Here is a 17107-nt window from a genome sequence, read left to right as displayed (position 1 = left end):
TAACTCGGAGTTAAATCATGAACATGAAACAAGCACAGCAAGGCTTTACTTTAATCGAGCTAATGATTGTCGTTGCAATTATTGGTATTTTAGCGGCAGTTGCGATTCCTTCATATCAAGACTACACCGCAAAAGCTAAATTCACCTCAGCTCAAGCTGAAATTGCCGCAGGCAAAACAGGCTTTGACTCTCAACTGAATGATGGTGTAGCAATTACTGCAGATGCGGCAGGTTTAGCTTTGGTTGGTTTAAAAGGATCAACTAGCAATTGCACAACAACCGTAACTGCAGGCACGATTGTATGTACTATTGTTGGTGGTCCAGCAACAGTTGCAGGTAAAAAAATCACCTTAACTCGTGCAAGTGATGGCGCTTGGACATGTGCATCTGATTTAGCAGATGCGGCAACCAAATTGAAACTAGCATCTAAATCTTGCCAAGGTTAATTAATTTAAGTTAATCAGCTGCTTCAAAAAGCCCCAGCTTAACTGCTGGGGCTTTTTTATTTTATCTAATAAAAAACAATTAATTTATATACCAAATTAAAATCAAACAACAAAAAATTCGAAATTAACCACTTGAAAATCACAAAAGACCTCACCAAGAAAAGAATTAAATTCCACAAGCATATTTAATTGTCATTTTGTAAATAATGCCAAATTGCAAATAAAAATCTGGCACAACATCTGCTAAATAATTGCCTCAGGTTTGAAAAAACCATTTACAAATACAAGGGATTTATAAAATGACTATGAATAAAGCTCAGCAAGGTTTTACATTAATTGAATTGATGATCGTTGTTGCGATTATCGGCATTTTGGCTGCAGTGGCTATTCCTTCCTACCAAGACTACACCGCAAAATCTAAATTTACTGCGGCGCAAGCAGAAGTTGCTGCAGCCAAAACGGCCGCTGATACCTTGCTAAATGATGGCACAGCAATTGCCACCTTCGCTGACGTTGGCCTGAAAGAAACAACAGCTAACTGCACAGCAACTGCTGAAATATCTTCAGCAGGTGAAGGCACAATGACTTGCACAATTATTGGCGGCCCAGCAACTGTCGCAGGGAAAATCATTACCTATACACGTGATGCCGAAGGTTTATGGACTTGCTCTTCAGACGTAGGTAACACTAAATTAGCTTCAAAAAGCTGCCAAGACGCGACCTAAGTGGTTTAAAAATTCATAAGCTAAATACCTCGCAATTCGCGGGGTATTTTTTTGCTTTTGATTCAACCTTTCCACCCCACTCACACATTAATACTTCCCTGACAAATCTGGGCTTGTTACCATCAAGCGCATCAGTTAACGAGGTGGCGTATGCGTTTATTTTTGGTAGTTTGCTTATTGCTCAGCGCCCTGCCCGCCTTTGCGGCGCGGATTTTGCCGGAAGGGGCTTATGCGCAGATGGATTATTATGCGCCGCCGGTGATTCGTTTGGATGGCAAGGATTATTTGGTGTCAGCGGCGTTTCAGGTGCGTGATCAGCAAAATCGTTTGATTCCAATCCAGCGTGTGCCGCGTGATGCGCCGGTTTGGGTGCAGCTTGAGGCCAATCGCAAGGATTTGGTGTGGAAAGCGTGGCTACTATCGCCAGCTGAGATTGATTTTCTCAAATCCATCGGTCGAATCAAAGATGCACGCGGTGGTTTTTTGGGGATAGGCTGCTGGTTTGTTGACTGCAATGCGGTGCAATAGCGCGCTTATCCGTGATACAGCAAAAGCGGTCTTGCGCCGTTGTACCAACTTGTCGTACTCAATGTACTGTCTAGGGCTTTAACGCCTTGCTAGCAAACTTTTGCACGAGCGTCGGTGCGATTTGCGCAGCGGAATCGCCCGCGTAGCAATTGCAATCCATCGGCTACGCAGAGATGTTTCGCTGCGCGGGCGCTACCAATCTCAGCACCAGCTCTTGCCACAAAAGCACTTGCTGCCGCTGCCTGTTGCTTTAGACGAATCGGCGGCGATTTCTTGATTGCCGCTGCTCCTCTCTGTGTAACAAATCCCATGTCATAAGAGCGCCGCTTGCGAGTCGATTTGCGTTAAAATCACGCCCTAGCCTTTGCTGGCATTGTGCCCAGTGGCTCAAAGAAAATTCTTATTTTATTGCCTTCCATGGGTATTGCTATGCAGCCCTTGTTGATAAAAGCAGTAAAACCAATACCCCTATAGAAGAAAGCCATGAGCAAAAAAGTATTTATTAAAACCTTCGGCTGCCAAATGAATGAATACGATTCCGACAAAATGGTCGACGTGCTCAATGCGGCCGATGGCTTGGTGAAAACCGAGAATGTCGACGAAGCTGACATTATTTTATTTAACACCTGCAGCGTGCGCGAGAAAGCGCAAGAGAAAGTATTCTCGGATTTAGGCCGCGTTCGTGAGCTTAAACTGGCCAATCCAAATATCGTCATCGGTGTGGGCGGCTGTGTGGCTTCGCAAGAGGGTGATGCGATTATCAAGCGCGCGCCGTATGTAGATATCGTGTTTGGCCCGCAAACTTTGCACCGTTTGCCAGAACTGATTGCCGAAAAACGCAAATCCGGCATTAGCCAAGTGGATATTTCTTTTCCAGAAATCGAAAAATTCGATCACATGCCACCCGCGCGCGTTGAAGGCGGTGCGGCGTATGTGTCGATTATGGAAGGCTGTTCGAAATACTGCAGTTTCTGCGTGGTGCCGTATACCCGTGGCGAAGAAGTTTCGCGCCCGTTTGAAGACATCCTGACCGAAGTCGCGCATTTGGCGCAGCAAGGCGTGAAAGAGCTGCATTTGCTCGGCCAAAATGTGAACGCGTATCGCGGCGTGATTTTGGATGGTGAAGACGCAGGCGAAATTGCTGATTTGGCGACACTACTTGAATACGTGCACGAAATCCCCGGCATCGAGCGTATTCGCTACACCACCAGCCACCCCAAAGAAATGACGGCGCGGATTATCGATTGCTACCGCACCTTGCCAAAGCTGTGCTCACAACTGCATTTGCCAGTGCAAGCGGGTTCTGATCGCGTGTTGGTGAATATGAAACGCGGCTACACCACGCTGGAATACAAATCAGTGATTCGCAAATTACGCGAAGCGCGCCCTGATTTGTGTTTCTCGAGCGACTTTATTGTCGGCTTTCCGGGCGAAACCGAAGAAGACTTCGAGCGCACGATGAAGCTAATCGAAGACGTCGGCTTTGATACCAGCTACAGCTTTGTTTACAGCCGTCGCCCTGGCACGCCTGCTGCTGATTTACCCGATGATGTGCCAGAAGAAGTCAAACTGGCGCGCTTGCAACGCATGCAAAAACGCCTAGAGCAACAAGCCGAAGCGATTAATCTATCGATGATTGGTAGCGTGCAGCGTGTGTTGGTGGAGCGTTTTGCCAAAAAAGACAAAACCGAGCTCGCTGGCCGCACTGACAATAACCGTATTGTGAATTTTGAAGGTAGCCCACGCCTGATGAATCAGTTTGTTGAAGTTCGCATTACCGATGCCTTCCCACGCAGCTTGCGCGGCGAAAATCATCATTAAAGAATAAACCCGCGCTTGCGATCACCCCGCCAAGAGATCCATCACCATCGGTCAAACCGACCGATGCGTCTGGATTTTTTAGCTGGCTCAATGTGCGCCAAACTGATTTTCAGCCAGAGAGAATTAAACCTTGCATACAGAAACTCTGCATTTCACGCCCATCGATAATCTGCGTTTGGCCAATTTATGTGGCGCGCTGGATGAAAACTTAAAACAAATCGAAGTGGCGTTTGATGTCACGGTGCATCGCCACAATGAAGCATTTCGCGTTTCTGGTGAATTAAAATCAGTGCGCCAGGCGCTCGATGCGCTGGAATGTTTTTACGAAGACAGCGCGTCGCCGCTCGACGTCGATGCAGTGCAATTGGGTTTGATGGAAATCTTGCGTAATCCCAACGCGCAAATTATCGACCCCACCGTGCCGCAATTGCGTACCAAACGCGGTGATTTACGCGGGCGCACGCCGGGGCAAAATGTGTATATCAAAAACCATTGCCGACAACGACATCACTTTTGGTATTGGCCCGGCCGGTACTGGCAAGACGTATCTGGCGGTAGCCAGCGCCATTGATGCGCTAGAGCGAGATACCGTTCAAAGATTAGTCTTGGTTCGCCCCGCCGTTGAGGCGGGTGAAAAGCTGGGCTTTTTGCCGGGCGACTTGGTGCAAAAAGTCGATCCGTATTTGCGACCACTATACGACGCGCTGTACGACTTAATGGGCGTAGAAAAAGTCACCAAGTTATTTGAAAAACAAATTATCGAAATCGCCCCGCTGGCGTTTATGCGTGGCCGAACGCTAAGCCACAGCTTTATTATTTTGGACGAAGCGCAAAACACCACGCCAGAACAAATGAAGATGTTTTTAACGCGGATTGGTTTTGGCAGCAAAGCGGTGATTACCGGCGATGCGACGCAAGTCGATTTGCCTAAGCATCAAAAATCCGGCCTGACCGACGCGCAAGAAGTCTTGCTCGGCGTGCGCGGCATTGGCATTCACCACTTCACCGCCGCCGATGTGGTGCGCCATCCGCTGGTGCAAAAAATTGTTACCGCTTACGAAAAAGCCGCAGCCAAACGCACAGCAGGCGATAAGCCGTAGGGTGGGCTTTAGCCCACCACGCATCAATCAATTCGGTGGGCTAAAGCCCACCCTACACTTGTAAAGAAGATCGTCGCAACAATGAAAAGCCAAATCCAGCTCGCCATTCAAAACGAAAGCCGCAACAGCCCCATTCCACGTAAAAGTTTATTAAGAAAATGGGTGAGCGCCGCCTTGTCCGCGCAAATTGAGAGCGCTGAAATCACGCTGCGCTTTGTTGATGCCGACGAAGGGCAAACGCTGAACCGTGATTATCGGCAAAAAGATTACGCCACCAATGTACTCACGTTTACTTTTGATGACGAATTACCACAGCTTGCGGGTCAGCCTTTAATGGGCGATTTGGTGTTGTGTGGCGCGGTGATTGAGCGTGAAGCGCAGCAGCAAGGCAAGGCTTTATTGGCGCATTATTGCCATATGGTGGTGCACGGTACGCTGCATTTACAAGGCTTTGATCATCTTGAAGAGGCCGAGGCCGAAGCGATGGAATTGCTCGAAACCCAAATTGTCACGCAGCTGGGTTATGATGACCCTTATCTGACCGAGCGTGAATAACTTCGCTCATTGATCGCTGCAGGCCAGCCCTGCTATCCACCCATAGGAGCAATACGCATTATGGACGACGTTCCGTCCCCGAGTTATAAGCCCAGCTTATTAGAAAGATTGACCCATTTCCTGTTACGGGAGCCGGAAAACCGCGGCGAACTGGTTGAAATTCTCCACACCGCTTTCGAGCGCCAACTGCTCGATGCCGATGCCCTCGGTATGATCGAAGGCGTGCTCAATGTGGGCGATATGCAAGTGCGCGATGTGATGGTGCCGCGCTCGCAAATGGATGTCATCGACATCAACGACTCCCCCGCCGAATTTATCCCCTTGGTGATTGAAACCGCCCACTCGCGCTTTCCGGTCATCGACGGCAGCAAAGACCATGTATTGGGCGTGTTGCTAGCCAAAGATTTACTGCGTTTTTATGCCAGCGACAGCGAATTTAATGTCCGCGAAATGCTGCGCCCTGCGGTGTATATCCCCGAAGCCAAACGCCTGAATGTGCTACTTAAAGATTTTCGGAATAATCGCAACCATATGGCGATTGTGGTCGATGAATACGGCGGCGTTGCCGGCTTAGTCACCATTGAAGACGTCATGGAACAAATCGTCGGCGATATCGAAGACGAATACGACGAAGATGAAGACGAAGACAATATGGTGCAAGATCGCAAAGGCCATTGGCGCGTCAAAGGCGTGACCGAACTGACTGATCTAAATGAAACCATCGGTAGCCGCTTTCCAACCGATGAATTTGATACCATTGCTGGGGTGATGATGGATTGCTTTGGCCATGTGCCTAAACGTGGCGAAAGCATCGATTGCCACGGCTACCACTGCTTAATTTTGCGCGCCGATAGCCGCCGCGTGCATTCAATTTTGCTCGAAAAAATCACCGAGCATCACGAGGCTTAAGCTGGCTTGATACTGCGTTTGCCAGCCGTATTGATGCCAAGGCAAACCCAGTGTCATCAGCGCCTAAATCATCCATGGATCACGATCAACTCAATGCTTCGTGATCCAAACTGCCCCTTCTGCGCAAACGACTTTGCGACTTCAACACCGCCTTTAGACGCCAAAAATGCTTAAAAATCGCACTCTCTTGCTTCTGATTCAATGCTTGGCCGGTGCTAGCGCTGTGGCCGCTTTTGCACCTTTGTCGCAATTTTGGTTGCTGCCAATTTCGCTGTGGATTTTATTTACCGGCTGGCAAAAAGCCGGTTCTGCACGGCAAGCTTTATGGCCGGGCTTAGCTTGGGGGCTGGGGTATTTCGTTGCCAATGCCGGCTGGATTTACATCAGTCTACATACCCACGGCAAAATGCCAGCACCAGCGGCTGCCGGTGCAGTGCTATTGTTTGCCGCTTATTTAGCCTTGTTTCCAATGTTGGCTGGCTGGCTCACATGGAAAATACCCTGCCGCAATCGCTGGCGCTTTACGCTGATTGCGCCAACGATGTTTATTTTGTGTGAATGGCTGCGCGGTTGGCTGTTTACTGGCTTCCCATGGGCATCGGTCGGTAGCGCACAGATTGATTGGCTTGGCGGGCTATACCCTATTATTGGCAGTTATGGCGCGGGTTGGTTAATGGCTTGGTGTGTTGGCGTATTTTTATGGGATAAAAAACTCGCGTTCGGTTTGGCGATTGCATTATTCAGTAGCAGCCAATTACTGCAAAAAATCAATTGGACCTACCCCATCGGCGAGCCACTCAAAGTCAGCGTTTTGCAGGGCAATATCGGGCAAAGTATGAAGTGGAATAGCGATTTTTATTTTGACAGCCTCAAAAGCTATCTCACGCTCAGCCAAGCCGCCCAAGGCCAACTGATCTTGCTGCCCGAAACGGCGATTCCATCGTTTTTTAACGAGATCCCGCCCGACTATTTGGCAGAACTACGCCAAATCGCTCAGCAAAAATCCGCCACGCTGTTAATGGGCGTGGCCACGCGCGGGGCCAAAGCCAGATCAGTATCAAAACTCCGTGGTGAATTTAGCTAACCCAGCCCAAGAACAGTATGCCAAATCGCACTTGGTGCCCTTTGGAGAATACATTCCGCTGCCGTGGCTATTTGGCTGGGCGTATCAAATGCTTGAGATGCCAATGAGCGGTTTTCAGCGCGCGCCACTGGCGCAAACGCCATTCAATCTCAACGGCGGGCAAATTGCAGCCAATATTTGCTACGAAGACGTGTTTGGCGACGAAATCCGCATTAACGCCGCTAATGCCACATTGCTGACTAACTTTACCAATATGGCGTGGTTTGATGGCTCTTGGGCGGCCGAGCAACACGCCCAAATGGCGCGCGCCCGCGCGCGCTGGAAAACGGCCGCTACCTGATTCGCGCCACCAACACCGGTAAAACGGCGATTATTGATGCTAAAGGCCAGATTGTGAGCAGCTTACCCGAGCAAACCCAAGCGGTGTTAGAAGGCGAAGTTCGCCATATGCAAGGCCATACCCCGTATCAGTGGGCTGGTGATAAACCCGTAATTGGCTTTTTGCTGGCACTGTTAGTACTGGCTTTTTTCCGTAGCCGCCAAAACTAAACCCGGCATAAAAAAAACCGTTGCACTGCTGCATACACCAGTGACAACGGTTTTTTCGTCGCTAACTGCCTGCGCTTTAGCCTAGACTACGCTGCCTCATCCTGACTGGGCTTAGCGTATTTTGATGGTACTTCTTTGGGAAAAAACACCGTGCGGGTCTTAGCAAAACGATCGTAGATAAATTGCTTATCGCGATCAAACAGCGCCCAAATAAACGGCAATACAAATAAGCCACCCGCAATATACAAGCCCAATTGATATTCCGGCTGTTTACGCGCCAACAGATAAATCGGCAATAACGGCAGATAACAGGCGCTCGCCACCACAAAACGAATCAACACCGCTTTAGGTGTTAAATTGGCGCCATCTTGCATCAGCAAGCGGCAGCGCCATGTTTTCATCGCCAAGGTTTGCCCACCACGCATCCAGCACCAGCCAAAATATAACAAGGTCACCAGCGTCAGCCAGGCAAAATTAAGCGCATTGAGCCAAGGATAAGCACTCAACTCGGTCACCGCTTGGCCAGAGAGCAGCTGAAAACCGCCTTGAAACAACCCTTCGGCAATCAGCAATAAGGCGGTGAGTAATAAAATCTCATACAAAAAAGAAACAAAACGGCGTGTTAAACCCGCGCTAATTAACATATTGGTCCTACTCAGTTTTTGGTGAATTACAGCAAGCTTGGCTAGCTCGTCGATGATGGCGCTGTTGCATCAGTTTTTGTCGCTCTTCAGGCGACATCGCTTGCAAACGCCGATAGTTTTCGCGCGCACGTTCACGCTGCTCTGGGCTTAATGTGGCCCATCGATTGATACGCGCGCGCATTTTTTCTCTGATGATGTGGCGGCATTTGCGAGCAGCGTAAAGCCAAGGCAGAAAAGCGTTGCTGATCTTCATTTGGCAAACCATCCCATTGCGTTTGCATGGCGCTTAATACCTCGCGCTGAGCTGGCGTTAATTCCGACCAAGCAGGTGCCGCTTGCGCCGCGCCACTCCAAAACAGCAGCGTACACAGCAATATGATCCATCGTTTCATCGTGGCTGCGCATCCAATAAAGTAGGGTCAAGTAAATCATCCATCGCTACATCGCTACTTAATAAAGCCAAATCAATCGAGCTTGTCATTGGTTTGGACTGCTGCTGTTGCACGAAAGTGACACTCAATAACAGCACCAGCAATACACTCACCATGCTGATTTTAGGGTGTGCATTAACCAGCGCTAACACCTCGCTCGCGCGAGAATGCGGTGCCCCGGCCTGTGCTACCGCCGCTTGGCGGGCCTGAATTAAACGGGCACGAATATCCTCAGGAATCGGCGCATCAGCCACCTGGCGACTCAATTGTGCTAAATGCTGCTGCTTTGCTTCATCAAATTCATTCATAGGGTGAGCCCCCTTTGTTTAAGCCAATCGGCCAAGGTATGACAAGCGCGCGAACAATGCGTTTTGACACTGCCTTCGGAGCAGCCCATCACTTGCGCGGTTTCTTGCACATCCATCTCCTCCCAATAACGCAGCAAGAAGGCTTCACGTTGACGTGCCGGCAATAAAGCCAGTCCTTCTTCGATTAACGCCATATTTTGCTGCTGCAATACGGCTTGTTCTGCGCTGGGATTGAGCTCGCTATTGTGCGGAACATAAGATAGCGGATCGGCTGAGTCAGTTTCATCATTAGAATTAGATGAAAATTTAGAGAATAAACTCACCCAAAATTGACGCAATTTATTCCGACGCAGAAAGTCTCGTATTGTATTTTGCAAGATAGTTTGAAATAACATCGGCCATTCTGATGCTGGTTTGTCAGCATAATGTGTGGCTAATTTCAGCATGGCATCTTGCACTATATCCAAAGCGTGCTCGTGATCGCGCACGGCGTACTGAGCTTGCCGCCATGCACGGCGCTCTACACTGGCTAAAAAATCATTCAATTGTTGCTGACTTGCCAAACGGGACTCCAAAACAGGAAAGCGTAAAACTGCTGCCAAATAGCCAGCAAAAACAGGGGATTGATACTAACAAAAGCAAAAATATTCAGCCAGAAAAACTTGCCAAAATAAAGCCTATCGTTTACCTTTAACCCCCTACACCAAGTCACTAAAGCGACCGGTCGTTTAAACAGACGGCAGGGGCACTGGATCGACACCGCAAGCGCATCACACTTCGTTCTTGATGGCCACAAGCCAGTGAACTGCGGCAAGTCCAGTTAATAAAATGCCCGCTCTAATAGATAAGCTAGTAAAGCTTGCATGCGCGGCATTGGCTATTGAACGCTCTTCAATAGTTGCCTGCTGCCTAACTAGCAGCTTGCACCAACCGATCAACGATTGACTCAGGACTTAACCCATGCAGATCTCGGGCGCTGAAATTCTTGCGCGCTGTCTTGCCGAAGAAAATGTCGAATTTGTATTCGGCTATCCCGGCGGCGCGGTTTTGGAAATCTATGATGCGATTTTCAAACAAAACAAATTCAAACACGTACTCGTTCGTCATGAACAAGCTGCCGTTCATGCCGCTGATGCTTACTCACGATCCAGCGATAAAATTGGCGTCGCGTTAGTAACATCAGGCCCAGGCGCTACCAATGCTTTAACCGGCATTGCCACAGCGTTTATGGACTCGATTCCAATGGTGGTGATTTCTGGCCAAGTTGGTACGCCATCGATTGGCTCAGATGCCTTCCAAGAAGTCGACATGGTCGGCTGTTCGCGCCCGATTGTGAAGCATAATTTCTTAGTCAAAGACGTTAAAGATCTAGCCACAACGATCAAAAAAGCGTTTTACATTGCCACAACGGGTCGCCCCGGCCCAGTGGTGATTGACGTCCCTAAAGATGTGACGCAAGCCAAAGCCGTTTTTGAATACCCTAAATCGGTGGCCATTCGCAGCTATAACCCGCCAGTGAAAGGCCATCCGGGGCAAATCAAAAAAGCAGCGCAATTACTCGAGCAAGCTAAACGCCCATATATCTATGTGGGTGGCGGCGCGATCTTGGGTAATGCCTCAGAAGAAGTCACTGAATTGGTTCGCATGCTCAATGTGCCATGTACCAATACGCTGATGGGTTTGGGCGCTTATCCGGGATCGGACCCACTTTTCGTCGGCATGCTCGGCATGCACGGCACGTATGAAGCCAATATGGCGATGCAATACGCTGACACCATTATCGCCATCGGCGCTCGTTTTGATGACCGCGTGATTTCTAATCCGGCGCAGTTTTTGTCACAAAGCAAAAAAATTGTGCAAATCGACATCGATCCATCGTCGATTGCCAAACGCGTTAAAGTCGACGTGCCGATTGTTGGCGACGTAAAAGACGTACTGAAAGATCTGATCGCAGTACTCAAAGAAACCAACGCCCGTCCAAGCGAAAAAGCCTTGAATGCGTGGTGGGATCAAATTAACGAATGGCGTGCACCAAAAAGCTTGTGGTACCCACAAGACGATGAAATTATTCAGCCGCAATTTGTGATGCAAAAATTGTTCGAAGTCACCGGTGGCGAAGCGATTATTACTTCGGACGTCGGCCAGCATCAAATGTTTACCGCGCAATACTATCAATTTAACCGTCCACGCCAATGGATTAACTCTGGCGGCTTGGGCACGATGGGCTTTGGTCTACCTGCCGCGATGGGCGCGCAACTGGCTAATCCGTATGCCGATGTGGCTTGTATTACCGGCGACGGCTCGATCCAGATGAATATCCAAGAATTGTCGACGTGCAAGCAATACCACACGCCAGTGAAGATTATTAATCTGAACAACGGCTACTTGGGTATGGTTCGCCAATGGCAAGAGTTCTTCTATGGCACGCGTTATTCTGAATCGTATGTCGATGCATTGCCTGACTTTGTGAAGTTGGCGGAAGCCTATGGTCACGTTGGCATGCAAATCACTAAGCCAGCCGACGTTGAGCCAGCACTACGCGAAGCGTTTGCCATGAAAGAGCGCTTGGTATTTATGGATTTCTTAACCAATCCAAAAGCCAATGTGTTCCCAATGATCCAAAACGGCAAAGGGCTTAACCAAATGGACTTGCCGCCGCATATGCAATCGATGCAGCTCACGCCATTTGAAAACAACCGTGATTACGGCAATCTTTGCTAAGGAGAGATGTTGTGCGCCATATTTTATCTGTCCTGATTGAAAACGAAGCCGGTGCGCTATCGCGCGTAACGGGCCTGTTTTCGGCTCGTGGCTACAATATTGATTCACTAACGGTGCAAACCACCGAAGATCCAACCATGAGCCGTATGACGATTGTCACGCATGGCTCAGAAGATGTGATCGAACAAATCACCAAGCAGCTCAACAAGCTGATCGAAGTGGTTAAAGTGATCGACCTGAACGAGGCCGATCACATTGAGCGTGAACTGATGCTCATTAAAGTCCGCGCTACCGGCAAAGATCGCGACGAAATGAAACGCATGGCGGATATTTTCCGTGGGCGTATCATCGACGTGACCGAAAAAACCTATACGATTGAACTGACTGGCACTGGTGAAAAGCTTAGCGCTTTTATCAATGCACTCGACCAATCAGCGATATTAGAAACCGTGCGCACCGGTGCCTCAGGCATCGGCCGTGGTGAACGGATCTTGAAACTATAGTTTGGGTATTTGCCTGTAGCTATTTACAGGCAAGACCTACAACCCAATACCTATTACCACTAAGGAAATAAAATGAAAGTTTCTTACGATAAAGATTGCGACTTAAGCATCATCAAATCTAAAAAAGTAGCCATCATCGGTTACGGTTCACAAGGCCACGCTCACGCTTGCAACTTGCAAGATTCAGGCGTTGATGTGACTGTTGGTTTGCGCACGGGTTCTGCTACTGTAGCTAAAGCCCAAGCACACGGCTTAAAAGTGACTGACGTTGCCACTGCCGTTGCTGGCGCAGATGTTGTCATGATTTTGACGCCGGATGAGTTCCAATCAAAATTGTACAAAGACGAAATCGAGCCAAACATCAAGCAAGGTGCCACATTGGCTTTCGCGCACGGTTTTGCGATTCATTACAACCAAGTGGTGCCACGTAAAGACCTCGACGTCATCATGATCGCGCCAAAAGCACCAGGCCACACTGTACGTTCAGAATTCGTGCGTGGCGGCGGCGTGCCAGATTTGATCGCTGTTTACCAAAATGCTTCAGGCAAAGCGCTGGAAATCGCCATGTCTTACGCTTCAGGCGTGGGTGGCGGGCGCACTGGTATTATCGAAACGACATTCAAAGACGAAACTGAAACTGACTTGTTCGGTGAACAAGCGGTATTGTGTGGCGGCGCAGTTGAATTGGTAAAAATGGGCTTCGAAACTTTGGTTGAAGCTGGTTACGAGCCAGAAATGGCGTACTTTGAGTGCTTGCACGAATTGAAATTGATTGTTGATTTGATGTTCGAAGGCGGTATCGCCAACATGAACTACTCAATCTCGAACAACGCTGAATACGGCGAGTACGTGACTGGCCCACAAGTTATTAACGAAGAATCTCGCAAGGCAATGCGTCAAGCACTGAAAAACATTCAGTCTGGCGAATACGCGAAACAATTCATCTTGGAAGGCCAAACCAACTACGCATCAATGACTGCAGCGCGCCGCAACAACGCTGCACACGGCATTGAAGTAGTAGGTAACAAATTGCGCTCAATGATGCCTTGGATTCAAGCGAACAAAATCGTTGACCAAACTAAGAACTAATTTTTAAGCGGCTGCAACGCGATAAAGCTTTGTCGCTGCGCGGCTCGTGTACTACTCGTACACGTCGCCGCTAGCTTCGCGCCCTATCGCATTTCGCTCGCTTAAATGATGGATCAAATAAAAAACCGGCTTCGCGCCGGTTTTTTATTCATCTATTGATATCAATCTGTATATTTTTTCTCAAATCACAGCGCCTTATACTATACGGCGCTAATGAGAAAAACCTTTTGAGCTCAATACACCTTTATTCATGATATTTAAAATGCCCGCTACTCTTTGCGCCTCAAACTCAGCCTTCTCCGCCTCGACATTAAATAAAACCAACTCGTCGCGGATCGTGCTAAACAAAGTAAGCTCATAACCATAACGTCCCTCTTTCACATAAACATAAGAAAAATCAGAAACAGGCATCGTTTTTTCACTCGCCATTCGCCAAGCAAAAATAGATTTTTCTAAGAAAAGAGCATTTAATTCAGCATCAAAAGTACACTCAATTTTACTTGCCAAATGAATTAAAAGACCAAGCAGATTTATAGCCACAAAAAGTAGCGCAAACTTAAAGCCATATTGGTAATGAGCATAAGCAAGCAATGCTGATAGTAAAAAAGAGGCCATAATAATATGCGTATTGTGCCGAATAGAAGTACCAGCACTACACCCTATTTTGATTGAACTCATTTATTCTCCTCAAAAAAACCATCGTAGCTTCGACTAACTGCAATCGTACCGAATACGATGCAGTCGTAGGGTGCAATGAGCTTTAGCGAATTGCACCGGCTTTTGCGTAAATTGAATCCATCTGTTTGTAAAATGAGTAATGCTGGAATCACACTGGGTTGTTGCTCCACGTTGATTCGGCGCAATTCGTTTCACTCATTGTTGCCCTACGCAGGCACATCATCCGCATCAAACCAACGTCAGCCCCGCCATCTTCGAGCGGGGCACAACCATCGATATTGAAAATAAAATATCTGGGCAATCGCCAAAAGCGTGTTCGATTTCTGGGTTAAGGATAAAGACCATGCCTTCGCTCACCGCTGTGGCTTGCTCAAGTGGATTACTCGCGCCAGTCATTCGCAGCACGCCCTCGCCTTGCAGTACCACATGCAAAAACGCGACGGGCTCGTTTTGCACCAAAAAAACCAATATCGGTATGCGGATCAAGCTGGGCGTAGCCCATCAAATTGGCATCGTGCATATATTCGGGGGCAAGGCCCAAACGATTTAATAAGGCGATGCCAAATGCGGTTTTTTCCGCATCCAGCTGCCACGCATCCCCCGTCGGCAAGTTGGGATTGCCTTGCGGATAATAATGCACCTCAATCACGCCTTTGGCGGCAAACGCCGAACTGCGTGTTTGCCGAATTTCGCCGAGGTTTTGCTTGAGCGATTCAGGAATCGTAATCTGGCCTAATACCCTTATCGCATTCATTTTCAGCTCCAAAGCGTTTAATACAATCCTGATTATGACTCTGTTGCAGCAGGTTTTTGTAGGGCCGCTTTTAAGCGGCGGCATTGCCCGAGTCGTCGGCTAAAGCCGAGCCTACGAAATCATTGGATTTCTGAACGAAAGTCATAAAAAGAAAGTTCGGCAGTATAAGCCAGCAAATCATATTTAATAATGGCTAGGGTCTGTTGACGTTTGGTTTGCGGATCGCGTTTGTGCTGATTTTGGCCTGAAACAAGGCGAAAGACGCGTGGCATAGTCATTCTATGCAAGCGTTTTTCAACGCAGTGTCAGGCTGACTTGATTTAAAAAAAGCCGCAGCCAAACCCTAAGGGCTGGGCGCTTTTCGCGGCATCTCTGCGTTATTTCATGCTCGAATAACGGGTTATTGGTCGCATAAAATGCCTTGATCTGCCGCGAAAATCGCGCCAGCGCGACCGAAAACCAAACGTCAACAGACCCTAGCAACCTATACCCTTACTATCAATCCGCCATCACCTCGCCTAAGCGCACACCGCGGCCCGCTTTCCAGTCGGGATTAAATTCCAAATCGCCTTCAGGAAACAGCAATACCACGGTTGAACCCAGTAAGAAGCGGCCCATTTCGGCCCCCTGCTCTAGGACGATTTGCTGATCGCGATAATCTTTAGTCCACACCGATTTACTGCGCGGCGGATTAACCACGCCGTGCCATGTGGTGGCCATACTGCCCACAATGGTCGCTCCGACTAAAACTTGCACAAAAGGCTGACCGTTGTCGGCTTCAAACACGCATACCACCCGCTCATTACGCGCAAACAAACCATCGACGCCGCGCGCTGTGGCTGGATTCACCGAAAACAACTCGCCCGGCACATAAGTCATTTCTAACAAACGACCACGGCATGGCATATGAATGCGGTGGTAGTCTTTTGGGCTGAGATAAATCGTGGCAAATAGGCCGCTATCAAATTGCTTGGCCAGCGCCGCATTGCCAGCCAATAAAGCCGTAGTGGTAAATTGCTTGCCTTTGGCTTGATAAATTTGCCCGTGTTCTATTGGCCCAAACTGACTAATTGCCCCGTCAACCGTACACAGCAGTTGCGCTTTGGCCAGTGGCCGCGCGCCGTCTTTTAAGGCGCGGGTAAAAAAAATTCATTGAATGTGGCATACGCAGTCGGATCGGGATTGGCCGCTTCGGCCATATTGACTTGGTATTTGGCGACAAAGCGAGTAATCACTGCGTGAGTCAGGCTGCCAGCACGTAATCCGGCCAAGTAGCCCATCAATCGAGTCAACGCCAATTTGGGGATGACATGCTGCAAAAGTACAAATAGACGCTCAGACACGAAAGTCACCTAGGACAAATAAGAGCGCGGATTATAACGTATCTACCCACATGCTACCGATGGCACGAGACGTCAGTTACAATGTCGCCTCAAATGCTATGCAATCGAGGCTTTCATGCAACTGCAACCCCCATCAAGCCGCGCACAAACTTTGCGCCGTCAAAGTATTTACCTGCTACCCAATTTATTTACCCTCGCCGCACTGTTTTCTGGTTTTTATGCCATAGTGCAAGCCATGAATGGCCAGTTTGAATCGGCGGCTTTAGCGATTTTTGCGGCGATGATTTTAGATGGCCTGGATGGCCGTGTTGCTAGAATGACGCATACACAATCTGAATTTGGGGCGCAATTTGATAGCTTGTCCGACATGGTGTCGTTTGGGGTCGCTCCGGCTTTAATTATGTATGAATGGGGTTTGTCTGGCTTTGGCAAACTCGGTTGGGCAGTGGCCTTTATCTACTGCGCTGGCGCTGCGCTGCGTTTGGCGCGCTTTAATACCAATATCGAAGTGGTTGATAAACGTTTTTTTCAAGGTCTACCCAGCCCTGCTGCTGCAGCCTTAGTTGCAGGATTGGTGTGGATCAATATTGAATACCATGACGATTTGTCGCCCTTGGTTGAGCTACTGCCTTATGCTGCGCTGTGCTTTACGCTGTTTGCCGGCTTAACCATGGTGTCCAACGTGCCGTACTGGAGCTTTAAAGAGCTACATATGCGCAAAACCGTGCCCTTTGTGAGTTTATTGATCGCGACCTTAATTTTACTCATCGGCGCATCACGCCCAGCCTTGGTGTTGTTTAGTTTCTTTATCTGCTACGCCGCCTCAGGTTATGTGTATTGGCTGTGGCTTGTGATGAAACGTCCAAAACAACGTACAAAATTAGACAAATAGTCCAATTGATAAATAAAATGTAGAAAA

The 17107-nt window shown here is 48.6% G+C and carries 24 protein-coding genes and 1 pseudogene; 14 read left to right on the top strand and 11 right to left on the bottom strand.

Going from position 1 to position 17107, the window contains the following annotated elements; genetic code table 11:
- The first annotated feature begins 23 nt into the window (after positions 1-23).
- The 10 genes and pseudogenes from GKO28_RS11680 (at position 24) to GKO28_RS11635 (ending at position 7717) form a co-directional block, all read left to right on the top strand.
- The gene (locus GKO28_RS11680; protein ID WP_182076369.1) at positions 24-446 is read left to right on the top strand and encodes a pilin; all 423 of its coding nucleotides are present in this window, start codon (positions 24-26) and stop codon (positions 444-446) included.
- Positions 447-745: 299 nt separating this feature from the next.
- The gene (locus GKO28_RS21530) at positions 746-1171 is read left to right on the top strand and encodes a pilin (RefSeq protein WP_282099282.1); all 426 of its coding nucleotides are present in this window, start codon (positions 746-748) and stop codon (positions 1169-1171) included.
- 150 nt (positions 1172-1321) lie between these two features.
- Positions 1322-1699, top strand: a complete 378-nt coding sequence (locus GKO28_RS11670; RefSeq protein WP_182076368.1) for a hypothetical protein — start codon at positions 1322-1324, stop codon at positions 1697-1699.
- A gap of 483 nt (positions 1700-2182) precedes the next feature.
- On the top strand, positions 2183-3520 hold the full coding sequence (gene miaB / locus GKO28_RS11665; protein WP_182076367.1) for a tRNA (N6-isopentenyl adenosine(37)-C2)-methylthiotransferase MiaB: 1338 nt from the start codon (positions 2183-2185) through the stop codon (positions 3518-3520).
- A 130-nt stretch (positions 3521-3650) separates the two neighbouring features.
- A pseudogene (locus GKO28_RS11660) lies at positions 3651-4620 on the top strand (PhoH family protein).
- Positions 4621-4701: 81 nt separating this feature from the next.
- Positions 4702-5175, top strand: a complete 474-nt coding sequence (gene ybeY / locus GKO28_RS11655) for an rRNA maturation RNase YbeY (RefSeq protein WP_182076366.1) — start codon at positions 4702-4704, stop codon at positions 5173-5175.
- A 60-nt stretch (positions 5176-5235) separates the two neighbouring features.
- A complete protein-coding gene (locus GKO28_RS11650) occupies positions 5236-6084 on the top strand; it encodes an HlyC/CorC family transporter (RefSeq protein WP_182076365.1) in 849 nt (282 codons plus the stop codon).
- A gap of 166 nt (positions 6085-6250) precedes the next feature.
- A complete protein-coding gene (locus tag GKO28_RS11645; protein WP_203564115.1) occupies positions 6251-7168 on the top strand; it encodes a hypothetical protein in 918 nt (305 codons plus the stop codon).
- Positions 7152-7508 (top strand): nitrilase-related carbon-nitrogen hydrolase, encoded by a 357-nt coding sequence (locus GKO28_RS11640; protein ID WP_307838997.1) that lies wholly within the window; start codon positions 7152-7154, stop codon positions 7506-7508. The genes GKO28_RS11645 and GKO28_RS11640 overlap by 17 nt, the downstream gene beginning before the upstream one ends.
- The gene (locus tag GKO28_RS11635; RefSeq protein WP_182076362.1) at positions 7442-7717 is read left to right on the top strand and encodes a nitrilase-related carbon-nitrogen hydrolase; all 276 of its coding nucleotides are present in this window, start codon (positions 7442-7444) and stop codon (positions 7715-7717) included. The genes GKO28_RS11640 and GKO28_RS11635 overlap by 67 nt, the downstream gene beginning before the upstream one ends.
- Positions 7718-7803: 86 nt before the next feature.
- Here the strand turns inward: GKO28_RS11635 and GKO28_RS11630 are convergent, their stop codons facing one another.
- Genes GKO28_RS11630 through GKO28_RS11610 form a run of 5 tightly spaced genes read right to left on the bottom strand, consistent with a single transcriptional unit; the run spans position 7804 to position 9663 of the window.
- A complete protein-coding gene (locus tag GKO28_RS11630) occupies positions 7804-8361 on the bottom strand; it encodes an RDD family protein (protein ID WP_182076361.1) in 558 nt (185 codons plus the stop codon).
- A 7-nt stretch (positions 8362-8368) separates the two neighbouring features.
- A complete protein-coding gene (locus tag GKO28_RS22875) occupies positions 8369-8542 on the bottom strand; it encodes a DUF3106 domain-containing protein (RefSeq protein WP_182076360.1) in 174 nt (57 codons plus the stop codon).
- Positions 8493-8753, bottom strand: a complete 261-nt coding sequence (locus tag GKO28_RS11620; protein WP_182076359.1) for a DUF3106 domain-containing protein — start codon at positions 8751-8753, stop codon at positions 8493-8495. Before GKO28_RS11620 ends, GKO28_RS22875 begins: the two co-directional genes overlap by 50 nt.
- Positions 8750-9100, bottom strand: a complete 351-nt coding sequence (locus GKO28_RS11615; protein WP_182076358.1) for a DUF3619 family protein — start codon at positions 9098-9100, stop codon at positions 8750-8752. The genes GKO28_RS11620 and GKO28_RS11615 overlap by 4 nt, the downstream gene beginning before the upstream one ends.
- A complete protein-coding gene (locus GKO28_RS11610; RefSeq protein WP_173533216.1) occupies positions 9097-9663 on the bottom strand; it encodes an RNA polymerase sigma factor in 567 nt (188 codons plus the stop codon). Before GKO28_RS11610 ends, GKO28_RS11615 begins: the two co-directional genes overlap by 4 nt.
- A 397-nt stretch (positions 9664-10060) precedes the next feature.
- Here GKO28_RS11610 and ilvB point away from each other — a divergent pair, with 397 nt between their 5' ends.
- The 3 genes from ilvB (at position 10061) to ilvC (ending at position 13413) form a co-directional block, all read left to right on the top strand.
- On the top strand, positions 10061-11821 hold the full coding sequence (ilvB, locus tag GKO28_RS11605; RefSeq protein ID WP_182076357.1) for a biosynthetic-type acetolactate synthase large subunit: 1761 nt from the start codon (positions 10061-10063) through the stop codon (positions 11819-11821).
- 11 nt (positions 11822-11832) lie between these two features.
- Positions 11833-12324: an acetolactate synthase small subunit gene (ilvN, locus tag GKO28_RS11600; protein WP_173533214.1), complete on the top strand. Its 492-nt coding sequence runs from the start codon at positions 11833-11835 to the stop codon at positions 12322-12324.
- A 72-nt stretch (positions 12325-12396) separates the two neighbouring features.
- Positions 12397-13413 carry a ketol-acid reductoisomerase gene (gene ilvC, locus GKO28_RS11595; RefSeq protein WP_182076356.1) on the top strand — a complete coding sequence of 339 codons (1017 nt, stop codon included), beginning with the start codon at positions 12397-12399 and terminating at the stop codon, positions 13411-13413.
- A gap of 210 nt (positions 13414-13623) precedes the next feature.
- On the opposite strand, the gene GKO28_RS11590 is transcribed toward ilvC, so the two are convergent.
- The 6 genes from GKO28_RS11590 to GKO28_RS19970 form a co-directional block, all read right to left on the bottom strand.
- Entirely contained in the window at positions 13624-14091 is a 468-nt protein-coding gene (locus GKO28_RS11590) for a hypothetical protein (protein ID WP_182076355.1), read from the bottom strand.
- A 228-nt stretch (positions 14092-14319) separates the two neighbouring features.
- Positions 14320-14496, bottom strand: coding sequence for a hypothetical protein (locus GKO28_RS11585; protein WP_182076354.1), 177 nt, complete (start codon positions 14494-14496; stop codon positions 14320-14322).
- Positions 14471-14845 carry a hypothetical protein gene (locus tag GKO28_RS11580; protein ID WP_182076353.1) on the bottom strand — a complete coding sequence of 125 codons (375 nt, stop codon included), beginning with the start codon at positions 14843-14845 and terminating at the stop codon, positions 14471-14473. Before GKO28_RS11580 ends, GKO28_RS11585 begins: the two co-directional genes overlap by 26 nt.
- A gap of 119 nt (positions 14846-14964) precedes the next feature.
- Positions 14965-15123 carry a hypothetical protein gene (locus GKO28_RS11575; protein WP_182076352.1) on the bottom strand — a complete coding sequence of 53 codons (159 nt, stop codon included), beginning with the start codon at positions 15121-15123 and terminating at the stop codon, positions 14965-14967.
- Positions 15124-15343: 220 nt separating this feature from the next.
- Positions 15344-15937 carry an archaetidylserine decarboxylase gene (asd, locus tag GKO28_RS11570; RefSeq protein WP_247646776.1) on the bottom strand — a complete coding sequence of 198 codons (594 nt, stop codon included), beginning with the start codon at positions 15935-15937 and terminating at the stop codon, positions 15344-15346.
- Positions 15938-15972: 35 nt separating this feature from the next.
- Positions 15973-16188, bottom strand: coding sequence for a hypothetical protein (locus GKO28_RS19970; protein ID WP_247646511.1), 216 nt, complete (start codon positions 16186-16188; stop codon positions 15973-15975).
- Positions 16189-16303: 115 nt separating this feature from the next.
- Between GKO28_RS19970 and pssA the strand changes: the two genes are divergently transcribed.
- Complete coding sequence (gene pssA / locus GKO28_RS11565; protein ID WP_182076351.1) at positions 16304-17080, top strand: CDP-diacylglycerol--serine O-phosphatidyltransferase; 777 nt, start codon at positions 16304-16306, stop codon at positions 17078-17080.
- The last annotated feature ends 27 nt before the right edge of the window (positions 17081-17107 follow it).

The organism is Deefgea sp. CFH1-16 (assembly GCF_016881365.1).
Lineage (GTDB): Bacteria > Pseudomonadota > Gammaproteobacteria > Burkholderiales > Chitinibacteraceae > Deefgea.
The sequence above is the reverse complement of the archived record's forward strand: the minus strand, read 5'-3'. Positions and strand labels throughout refer to the sequence as shown.